Raw genomic sequence first — 9,699 nt, forward strand, 5'->3', positions numbered from 1 at the left:
CCTCACAAGGGAGTCCCGGCCACCGCCGGGCCGCGCACAGTGCTTGCTTATCTCATCCGGCGCCTGATCGCCGTTGTCGTCATGGTGCTGGTCGTACTGCTCGCGACCTTCACCGTCTTCTTCATGTTGCCCAAGTGGGCGGGACAGGACATCGCCGTCCTCTTCGCCGGTAAGTCGTCCGGAGCCGAGCAGCTCGCGGGCATCCGGATCAAACTGGGTCTCGACGACCCGCTGCTCGTCCAGTTCTGGGACTTCGTCAAGGGCATCCCGATGGGGCGTGACTACGCCAACGGGGCCGACGTGACCCACTGCCCGGCCCCCTGCTTCGGATACTCCTTCCGTACCGAGGCTCCTGTCTGGGAGACCCTGAAGGACGCCCTGCCCGTCACCGCGGCGCTCGCCGCCGGTGCCTGTGTGCTGTGGCTCGTCGCCGGTGTCGCCACCGGTGTGCTCTCCGCGCTCAAGCGCGGCACCATCTGGGACCGTTCCGCGATGATCACCGCCCTCGGCGGCGTCTCGCTGCCGATCTTCTTCACCGGCATGATCGCGATGGGGCTCTTCGTCCACACCCTCGGCTGGGTGAAGATCGAGGACACCCTCACCACGGACGATCCGATCAACATCTGGTTCGAGACGCTGATCCTTCCCTGGATCGTGCTCGCGTTCCTCAACGCCGCCATGTACGCGCGACTAACCCGCGCCACCATGCTGGAAGTGCTCGGTGAGGACTACATCCGCACCGCGCGCGCCAAGGGGCTCGGCGAGGCCGTCGTCATCAGACGGCACGCGCTGCGCTCCGCCATGACGCCGATCCTCACGGTCTTCGGCCTCGACCTCGGTGTGCTCCTCGGTGGCGCCGTCCTCACCGAGTCCACGTTCAACCTGCCGGGGCTCGGCCTCGAGGCGGTCAAGGCCATCAGCAACAAGGACCTGCCGGTGATCCTCGGCGTCACCTTGTGCGCATCGCTCGCGATCGCCCTCGCCAACCTCGTCGTCGACCTTCTGTACGCCGTCATCGACCCGCGAGTGAGGCTGGGATGACCGAACTGCACAAGACCGGAGCGGCGGTCGGAGAACCCGTCACCGACTCGGTCGCTCCCACCGCCTTCCTCGAGGTGCGCGACCTCAAGGTGCACTTCCCGACCGACGACGGCCTGGTCAAGTCCGTCGACGGGCTCAGCTTCCAGCTGGAGAAGGGCAAGACCCTCGGCATCGTCGGCGAGTCAGGATCCGGCAAGTCGGTCACCTCGCTCGGCATCCTCGGCCTGCACACCGCGGGGCAGTACGGCAGCCGCAAGCCGCAGCTGTCCGGCGAGATCTGGCTGAACGGCACGGAGCTGCTCAGCGCGGACCCGAACGAGGTGCGCAAGCTGCGCGGCCGCGACATGGCGATGATCTTCCAGGACCCGCTGTCCGCGCTGCACCCGTACTACTCCATCGGCACGCAGATCATGGAGGCCTACCGGGTCCACAACAAAGTGGACAAGAAGGTCGCCCGCAAGCGTGCCATCGAGATGCTCGACCGGGTGGGCATTCCCCAGCCGGACAAGCGGGTCGACAGCTACCCGCACGAGTTCTCGGGCGGTATGCGCCAGCGCGCGATGATCGCGATGTCCCTGGTGAACAACCCCGAGCTGCTCATCGCTGACGAGCCGACGACCGCCCTCGACGTCACCGTCCAGGCGCAGATCCTCGACCTCATCCGGGATCTGCAGAAGGAGTTCGGCTCCGCGGTCATCATGATCACGCACGACCTGGGCGTGGTCGCCGAGATGGCGGACGAACTGCTCGTGATGTACGGCGGGCGCTGCGTCGAGCGCGGCACCGCCGAGAAGGTCTTCTACGAGCCCCAGCACCCCTACACCTGGGGCCTCCTGGGATCGATGCCGCGCATCGACCGCGAGCAGACCGACCGTCTCGTGCCGGTCAAGGGCTCCCCGCCCAGCCTGATCAACCTGCCGACGGGCTGCGCCTTCAACCCGCGCTGCCCGTACGCCGACATCCCCAAGGACCAGATCACCCGCCGCGAGCGCCCGGACCTGCACGAGGTCGTACCCGGGCACTTCACCGCCTGTCACATGTCGCAGGACGAGCGGACCCGGATCTGGACCGAAGAGATTGCGCCGAAGCTGTGAAAGACGATGCGAAAGACCAGGCGAAACAGGCGAAGGGCCAGGAGATGACGACCCCGGCGCAGACGAAGAGCTCCGCGGATTCTCCCGAGCCGCTGCTCAAGGTCGAAGGCCTGGTGAAGCACTTCCCCATCAAGAAGGGGCTGTTGCAGCGCCAGGTGGCGGCGGTGCAGGCCGTCGACGGTCTCAGCTTCGACGTACGTCCCGGTGAGACGCTCGGCGTCGTGGGCGAGTCGGGCTGCGGCAAGTCGACGATGGGCCGTCTGATCACCCGTCTGCTCGAACCGACCGCGGGGCGTGTGGAGTTCGAGGGCGTGGACATCACGCACCTGAACACCGGCAAGATGCGGCCGCTGCGCCGTGACGTGCAGATGATCTTCCAGGACCCGTACTCGTCGCTGAACCCGCGGCACACCATCGGCACGATCGTCGGTGCGCCGTTCAAGCTGCAGGGCGTCAAGCCCGAGGGCGGCCTGAAGAAGCACGTGCAGGAGATGCTGGAGCGGGTGGGGCTCAGCCCCGAGCACTACAACCGCTACCCGCACGAGTTCTCCGGCGGTCAGCGTCAGCGCATCGGCATCGCCCGTGCGCTCGCCCTGCGGCCCAAGCTGGTCGTGGCCGACGAGCCCGTCTCCGCCCTGGACGTCTCCATCCAGGCGCAGGTGGTCAACCTCCTGGACGACCTCCAGGACGAGCTCGGCCTCACGTACGTGATCATCGCGCACGACCTCTCGGTCATCCGGCACGTCTCGGACCGTATCGCGGTGATGTACCTCGGCAAGATCGTGGAGCTTGCGGACCGCAAGGACCTCTACTCCACGCCGATGCACCCGTACACCAAGGCGCTGCTCTCCGCGGTGCCGGTGCCCGACCCCAAGCGGCGCGGCGTCAAGAGCGAGCGCATCCTGCTCCGCGGTGACGTCCCCTCGCCGATCGACCCGCCCACCGGCTGCCGTTTCCACACGCGCTGCTGGAAGGCTACGGAGATCTGCGCGAAGACCGAGCCGCCGCTGATCGCCCTCGCCTCCGGCCACCAGGTGGCGTGCCACCACCCGGAGAACGCCGATGACCAGCAGCCGGGCGACACCAAGCTGCTGCAGGTCGCCAAGGAGGCGATCGAGGTGGTCTCCGTGGTGAGCAAGGCGGAGGAGACGGCTGAGGAGGCCGCGGCCCCGAAGAAGACCGTCGCGACGGAAGTTGCGGAAGAAGCCCCGAAGACCGCCTCCAAGGCCGTCTCGAAGGACGTCTCCAAGGACGCTCCTGAAGCGGAAGCCAAGGGTCAGGCGTCAACTGACAAGTAGCACCTGATGACTTGGTAAAAACCAGGCACCAAGTCATGTACACGCCCATACGGGAGAGTGCAGAGTCTGCGTGTCCGTTTCATCGGAACACGCGCTAAGGGATGACTCATGGCACTCTCCCGTTCGGCACGTCTGGGAGCGCTGGCCACAGCTGCCGCCTCCTTCTGCTTGATCGCCGCCGCACCAGGCCCCCACCCGGGCGCCGACGGCGTGGGCGACCCGTACTTTCCGCAGCTCGGCAACGGCGGCTTCGACGTACGCCACTACGGCCTCGACGTGGCGTACAACCCCGACACCGACCGCCTCGACGGCCGCACCACGATCACCGCGCGCGCCACCCAGAACCTCTCCTCCTTCAACCTCGACCTCCAGAAGCTGGAGGTGACGAAGATCGAGGTGAACGACAGACGGGCGAAGTTCACCCGCGCCGGCGACGAGATCCGCGTCAGCCCGCGCGACAGCCTGCACAAGAACAAGAACTTCACCGTGACCGTCACCTACGGCGGCGTGCCCGAGCCGCTGAGCGGCCCCATCGTCTTCGGCTCCGACTACGGCTGGATGAAGACCACCGACGGCGTCTTCGTCGCGTGCGAGCCCAACGCCGCATCGACCTGGTTCCCCTCCAGCGACCACCCGGGGGACAAGGCCGCCTTTGACATTCGCATCAAGGCCCCCAAGGGCCTGACAGGGGTCTCCAACGGCCGTCTGGTCGACACGTACGACAAGGGCGGGCAGACCGTCGCCCACTGGCGCGAGAAGAAGCCCATGGCGACCTACCTGGCGACCGCCACCATCGGCAAGTTCGACGTGAAGAAGGGCAGGACGCCGGGAGGCACCCCGATCTACGTCGCCATCGACCCCGTACTGGAGAACAGCAACAACGTCGACGTGTACGGCGTCACCGCCGAGGTCACCGACTACTGGTCGAAGATCTTCGGTCCTTACCCCTTCGAGGAGACCGGCGCGATCGTCGACGACATGCCGCAGGCGGGCTTCTCCCTGGAGACCCAGACCAAGCCGGTCTACTCCGCGATCCGCAGCGAGTCGACCATCGCCCACGAGCTCGCCCACCAGTGGTTCGGCGACTCCGTCTCGGTCGAGAAGTGGAAGCACATCTGGCTCAACGAGGGCTTCGCGACCTACTCCCAGTGGCTGTGGAGCGAGCACAAGGGCACCCAGAGCGCCCACGACGCCTTCCTCGCGGGCTACAACTCACGCCCCGCCGACTCGGCCTTCTGGCAGACGGTCGTCGGAGATCCGCAGCGCGACACGATGTTCGCCTCCGCCGTCTACCAGCGCGGCGCGATGACGCTCCAGGTCCTGCGCGAGCGCATCGGCGACAAGGCGTTCTTCGAGCTGCTCCCCGCCTGGACCCAGCAGAACCGGCACGGGAACGCGAACACCGACGACTTCATCCGGCTCGCCGAGAAGATCTCGGGCAAGCAGCTCGACGCGCTGTTCCAGACGTGGCTGTTCACGAAGGGCAAGCCCGCCCTGTAGACAGGCCCGCCCTGTAGCCCCGGCCTCGTCGGGTGCGCACCGGCGGGCAGGTAAGAATGTCGCGTGATCCAGGATCTCTTCAGCCCCTCCGTCCAGCACGCGCTCGACATCGTCGGAATCTTCGTCTTCGCGATCTCCGGCGCGCTGCTCGCCGTACGCAAGAACTTCGACGTCTTCGGCATCGCCGTACTCGCCGAGGTCACCGCGCTGGGCGGAGGGCTCATCCGTGACGTGGTCATCGGGGCGGTGCCGCCCGCCGCGTTCGTCGATCTGGGCTACTTCATCACGCCCCTTTTCGCCGCCCTCCTGGTGTTCTTCCTGCACCCCGAGGTGGAGCGCACCCAGCTCGCGGTGAACGTCTTCGACGCGGCGGGCCTCGGCCTCTTCTGCGTCACCGGCACGGTCAAGGCGTACGACTACGGCCTCGGCCTCACCTCGTCGGCGGCCCTGGGGCTTGCCACCGCGGTGGGCGGCGGCGTGCTGCGCGACATGATCGCCAACGAGGTGCCCTCGCTGGTGCGCTGGGACCGCGACCTGTACGCCGTGCCCGCGATCGTCGGCTCCGCGATGGTCGCGCTCTTCATCAACTACGACATGGTGAACGCCTTCACCAGCACCCTCGCCGTGATCACGACCTTCGTCCTGCGGCTGCTAGCGCTGCGCTACCACTGGCGCGCCCCACGAGCCTGGCACCGGCGTTCGACGGCGGTGGAGGTGGTGGAGGCGGACGAGACGCCCTAGGGCCCTTCTGGCGGATCTCCGCGGCGTGCCTGGGCGGAACCTCTCGAGCATTCGCCAACTGGCCTGTTGGCGTTCACAAGTTGAACGAATCAAGCCCCATCCGAACCCTTGACGCCCAACTTCCTCACGAGTTAACTCAAGCACTGAATTAAGTCTGGACCAACCTTCCCTCCCCCCCACGTTCCTGGAAGGCCCCATGAGGAAGCGAACCCGGCTCATATCTCTGGGTGTTGTCATGGCCGCGACGGCAATCGGCGCCACCCTGACCACCGCCCAGGCGGACCCCGCCCCCACGGCCGCCCCACCGGCCGTCGCCCCCTACCTCTACAACGGCTGGGGCAGCCCTCCCGACCCCGCAGAGGTCCAAGAAGCCACCGGCGTCGGCTGGTTCACGCTCGCCTTCGTGCTCAGCGACGGCGACTGCGACCCCAAGTGGGACGGCTCGCGCCCGCTGGCGGGCGGCGCCGATCAGAAGACCGTCGATGCCGTACGCGCGGGCGGCGGCGACGTCGTCCCCTCCTTCGGCGGCGCGAGCGGTCACAAGCTGGAGGAGTCCTGCGCGGACTCCGGCGCACTGGCGGGCGCGTATCAGAAGGTCATCGACGCCTACGGGCTCAAGGCGATCGACATCGACATCGAGGGCGACGCGTACAACGACCCCGCCGTACAGCAGAAGACGATCGACGCCCTGAAAAAGGTGAAGGCGGACAACGACAACCTCACGACCTACGTCACCTTCCCCAGCGATCAGAGCGGCCCCGACGACAGCATGATCAAGCGGGCCGCCGAATCGGGCCTCGAGGTCGACGGCTGGACGATCATGCCGTTCGACTTCGGCGGCGCGGGCAAGAACATGGGCGAGCTGACGAAGCAGGCGACCGACGGCTTGAAGGACTCGGTCAAGGCGGCCTACGGCTACAGCGACGACGCGGCCTACCGGCACAGCGGCCTGTCCTCGATGAACGGCATCACGGACGTCCAGGAGACCGTCACCCCGGCCGACTTCGAGACGATCCTCGGCTACGCCCAGGAGCACCACCTGGCCCGCCTCGCGTTCTGGTCGGTCAACCGCGACCGCCCCTGCCCCGGCGCGTACCCGAACGACGACACCTGTTCCGGAGTGGACCAGGAGCCCTGGCAGTTCACCAAGATCTTCGCCCGGTACACGGGCTGACGAGGAGGGACACCATGCATCTCACCCACAGAAGGCGCGGTCGCGCCCTCCCGGTCGCCGCCGCCATCGCCCTGGCCGCGGGCACCCTCGCGCTCGTCGGCGTCCAGAGCGCCGACGCAGGTCAGTCCGCCGCGGAGCCGCAGGGCAAGAAGTCCGCGACCGTGGCGGCGGACGCCCCCGACCTCGGCCCGAACGTCGACGTCTTCGACCCGTCCATGTCGCACGACACCATCCAGGGCCGCCTGGACGAGGTGTTCAAGCAGCAGGAGACCAACCAGTTCGGCGACGAGCGGCGCGCGCTGCTCTTCAAGCCCGGCAAGTACGACGACATCGACGCGAACATCGGCTTCTACACGCAGATCGCCGGTCTCGGCCTCTCGCCGGACGACACCGACATCAACGGCGCGGTGCACGCCGAGGCCGACTGGTTCGACGGCAACGCCACCCAGAACTTCTGGCGCGGCGCCGAGAACCTCGCCGTGACCCCGAAGGCCGGCGGCGACCGCTGGGCCGTCTCGCAGGCCGCGCCCTACCGGCGCATGCACCTCAAGGGCGATCTGCAGCTCGACGACAACGGCTGGTCCAGCGGCGGACTCCTCGCCGACACGAAGGTCGACGGGCAGGTCAACTCCGGCTCGCAGCAGCAGTGGCTCTCCCGCAACACCGAGTGGGGCGGCTGGCAGGGCTCCAACTGGAACATGGTCTTCGTGGGCGCGAAGAACGCGCCCACGGGCAACTTCCCCAACCCTCCCTACACCAGGGTCGACCAGACCCCGGTGTCACGCGAGAAGCCCTTCCTCTACGTGGACGAGGGCGACGCCTACAAGGTGTTCGTGCCCGGCGTCCGTAAGGACAGCAGCGGCACCAGCTGGTCCGGCGGCGACCCGGCAGGGAAGTCGCTCCCGCTCGACGACTTTTACATCGTGAAGCCGGGCGCCAGCGCGTCCGACATCAACGGAGCGCTCGCGGACGGCAAGAACCTCCTGGTGACTCCCGGGGTCTACCACCTCGACGAGACCCTGAAGGTGACACGGCCCGACACCGTCGTACTCGGCCTGGGGCTCGCCTCGTTCGTCCCGGACGACGGCGTGACGGCGATGACCGTCGCCGACGTGGACGGCGTGAAGGTGGCGGGGATCCTCTTCGACGCGGGGACGAAGAACTCGGACACCCTGATGGAGGTCGGCGGCGAAGGCGCGGACGCCGACCACGCCGCCAATCCGACCTCGCTGCACGACGTGTACTTCCGGGTCGGGGGAGCGGCCGTGGGCAAGGCGACAAAGAGCCTTGTCGTCAACAGCTCGGACGTCATCGGCGACCACACCTGGATCTGGCGGGCCGACCACGGTGACGGCGTCGGCTGGAACACGAACACGGCGGACACGGGCCTGATCGTGAACGGCGACGACGTGACGATGTACGGCCTGTTCGTCGAGCACTACCAAAAACACCAGACGATCTGGAACGGCGAGGGCGGCCGGACGTACTTCTACCAGAACGAGATGCCGTACGACCCGCCCAACCAGGCGGCCTGGATGAATGGGGACACGAAGGGCTACGCCGCGTACAAGGTGGCCGACTCGGTCACCAAGCACGAGGCGTGGGGGCTCGGCTCGTACTGCTTCTTCAACGTCGACAAGTCCGTCGCGGCCGAGCACGCCTTCGAGGTGCCTCAGCGGGACGGGGTGCGGTTCCACGACATGGTGACGGTGTCGCTCGGAGGCACGGGCACGATCCATCACGTGATCAACGGGACGGGCGGGCCTTCGGACGCGCAGAAGAATGTGGCGAACGTGGTGAGCTACCCGTAGGGGGCCCATCCCTCCGAAGAACAGGAAAGCTACCGCTTAGTAGTTTCATGTTGTACGTTGCCGGTATGGCAGAGGCGACATCCATACCGGCAGCGGTGCCCGCGAGCATCGGCGACAGCGAGTTCGACCGCGACACCGCGGTCACCCGGCGGGAGCCCGGTGTCTATGACATCGAGCTCTCCGCCGGGTGGACGATCATCAACGCCGTCAACGGCGGCTATCTCCTCGCGGTCCTCGGCCGTGCGCTTGCCGACGCCTTGCCGCACGCGGATCCCTTCACCGTCTCCGCGCACTACCTGACCGCGTCCCACCCCGGACCCGCCGTGATCCGCACGGACACGGCCCGGGCCGGACGGACCCTGTCGACCGGCCAGGCCTCGCTCTTCCAGTACGACGACGAGGGGCGCGAGGTCGAGCGGATCCGCGTGCTCGCCTCGTACGGAGATCTGGCGGGGCTTCCCGACGACGTCCGTACGACGGCCAAGCCGCCCGCGCTGCCGCCGATCGAGCAGTGCTTCGGTCCGCAGGACGCGCCGGACCACTCTCCCGTGCCCGGCAGTTCGGCGATCAGTGACCGCCTCTTCCTGAAGCTGGACCCGTCCACCCTGGGGTGGGCCCTCGGCCAGCCCTCCGGCAAGGGGGAGATGCGCGCCTGGTTCGGCCTCGCGGACGGCCGTGACGCGGATCCGCTGTCGCTCCTTCTCGCGGTGGACGCGTTGCCGCCCACGGCGTTCGAGCTCGGCCTCTCCGGCTGGGTCCCGACGGTGGAACTGACGGTGCACGTACGGGCCAGGCCCGCGCCCGGCCCTCTTCGCGTCTCGATCACGACCCGCAATCTCGCCGGGGGCTTCCTGGAGGAGGATGCGGAGGTGTGGGACAGCGGGGATCGGCTGGTCGCGCAGTCGCGGCAGTTGGCGCGGGTGCGGCTGGGTTGAGCGGGGTTTCTTTCCCCCACCCCGCCCCTTCCCGAAACCAAGGGGCTCCGCCCCCTGGACCCCCTTACAAGATGTCCTCAATCGCCGGACGGGCTGAAAACTTTC

The 9,699-nt window shown here is 67.6% G+C and carries 8 protein-coding genes; all 8 read left to right on the top strand.

The features are described 5' to 3' along the window. Positions 1-39: 39 nt before the first annotated feature. The 8 genes from ACFQ7F_RS43475 to ACFQ7F_RS43510 all read left to right on the top strand — a co-directional run bounded on the left by ACFQ7F_RS43475 (position 40) and on the right by ACFQ7F_RS43510 (position 9,594). On the top strand, positions 40-1,041 hold the full coding sequence (locus tag ACFQ7F_RS43475; RefSeq protein ID WP_249592822.1) for an ABC transporter permease: 1,002 nt from the start codon (positions 40-42) through the stop codon (positions 1,039-1,041). Continuing rightward, positions 1,038-2,135 carry an ABC transporter ATP-binding protein gene (locus ACFQ7F_RS43480; RefSeq protein WP_383284456.1) on the top strand — a complete coding sequence of 366 codons (1,098 nt, stop codon included), beginning with the start codon at positions 1,038-1,040 and terminating at the stop codon, positions 2,133-2,135. The genes ACFQ7F_RS43475 and ACFQ7F_RS43480 overlap by 4 nt, the downstream gene beginning before the upstream one ends. Before the next feature lie 44 nt (positions 2,136-2,179). After that, positions 2,180-3,433 carry an ABC transporter ATP-binding protein gene (locus ACFQ7F_RS43485; RefSeq protein WP_383284459.1) on the top strand — a complete coding sequence of 418 codons (1,254 nt, stop codon included), beginning with the start codon at positions 2,180-2,182 and terminating at the stop codon, positions 3,431-3,433. A gap of 108 nt (positions 3,434-3,541) precedes the next feature. Beyond that, positions 3,542-4,933: a M1 family metallopeptidase gene (locus ACFQ7F_RS43490; RefSeq protein WP_383284464.1), complete on the top strand. Its 1,392-nt coding sequence runs from the start codon at positions 3,542-3,544 to the stop codon at positions 4,931-4,933. Between the two features lie 63 nt (positions 4,934-4,996). Then, entirely contained in the window at positions 4,997-5,674 is a 678-nt protein-coding gene (locus ACFQ7F_RS43495; RefSeq protein WP_383284467.1) for a trimeric intracellular cation channel family protein, read from the top strand. Between the two features lie 235 nt (positions 5,675-5,909). Next, on the top strand, positions 5,910-6,848 hold the full coding sequence (locus ACFQ7F_RS43500; protein WP_383284470.1) for a chitinase: 939 nt from the start codon (positions 5,910-5,912) through the stop codon (positions 6,846-6,848). 14 nt (positions 6,849-6,862) lie between these two features. Continuing rightward, positions 6,863-8,659 carry a coagulation factor 5/8 type domain-containing protein gene (locus ACFQ7F_RS43505; RefSeq protein WP_383284473.1) on the top strand — a complete coding sequence of 599 codons (1,797 nt, stop codon included), beginning with the start codon at positions 6,863-6,865 and terminating at the stop codon, positions 8,657-8,659. A 65-nt stretch (positions 8,660-8,724) separates the two neighbouring features. Next, entirely contained in the window at positions 8,725-9,594 is an 870-nt protein-coding gene (locus tag ACFQ7F_RS43510) for a thioesterase family protein (protein WP_383284476.1), read from the top strand. The last annotated feature ends 105 nt before the right edge of the window (positions 9,595-9,699 follow it).

This window comes from Streptomyces sp. NPDC056486, assembly GCF_042795295.1.
Classification (GTDB): domain Bacteria; phylum Actinomycetota; class Actinomycetes; order Streptomycetales; family Streptomycetaceae; genus Streptomyces.

Excerpts from the sequence above, each read along its gene's own strand:
- ACFQ7F_RS43490 (WP_383284464.1), top strand. The coding sequence starts at position 3,542 with ATGGCACTCTCCCGTTCGGCACGTCTGGGAGCGCTGGCCACAGCTGCC.
- ACFQ7F_RS43500 (WP_383284470.1), top strand. The coding sequence starts at position 5,910 with ATGGCCGCGACGGCAATCGGCGCCACCCTGACCACCGCCCAGGCGGAC.
- ACFQ7F_RS43505 (WP_383284473.1), top strand. The coding sequence starts at position 6,863 with ATGCATCTCACCCACAGAAGGCGCGGTCGCGCCCTCCCGGTCGCCGCC.
- ACFQ7F_RS43510 (WP_383284476.1), top strand. The coding sequence starts at position 8,725 with ATGGCAGAGGCGACATCCATACCGGCAGCGGTGCCCGCGAGCATCGGC.
- ACFQ7F_RS43485 (WP_383284459.1), top strand. The coding sequence starts at position 2,180 with ATGACGACCCCGGCGCAGACGAAGAGCTCCGCGGATTCTCCCGAGCCG.
- ACFQ7F_RS43480 (WP_383284456.1), top strand. The coding sequence starts at position 1,038 with ATGACCGAACTGCACAAGACCGGAGCGGCGGTCGGAGAACCCGTCACC.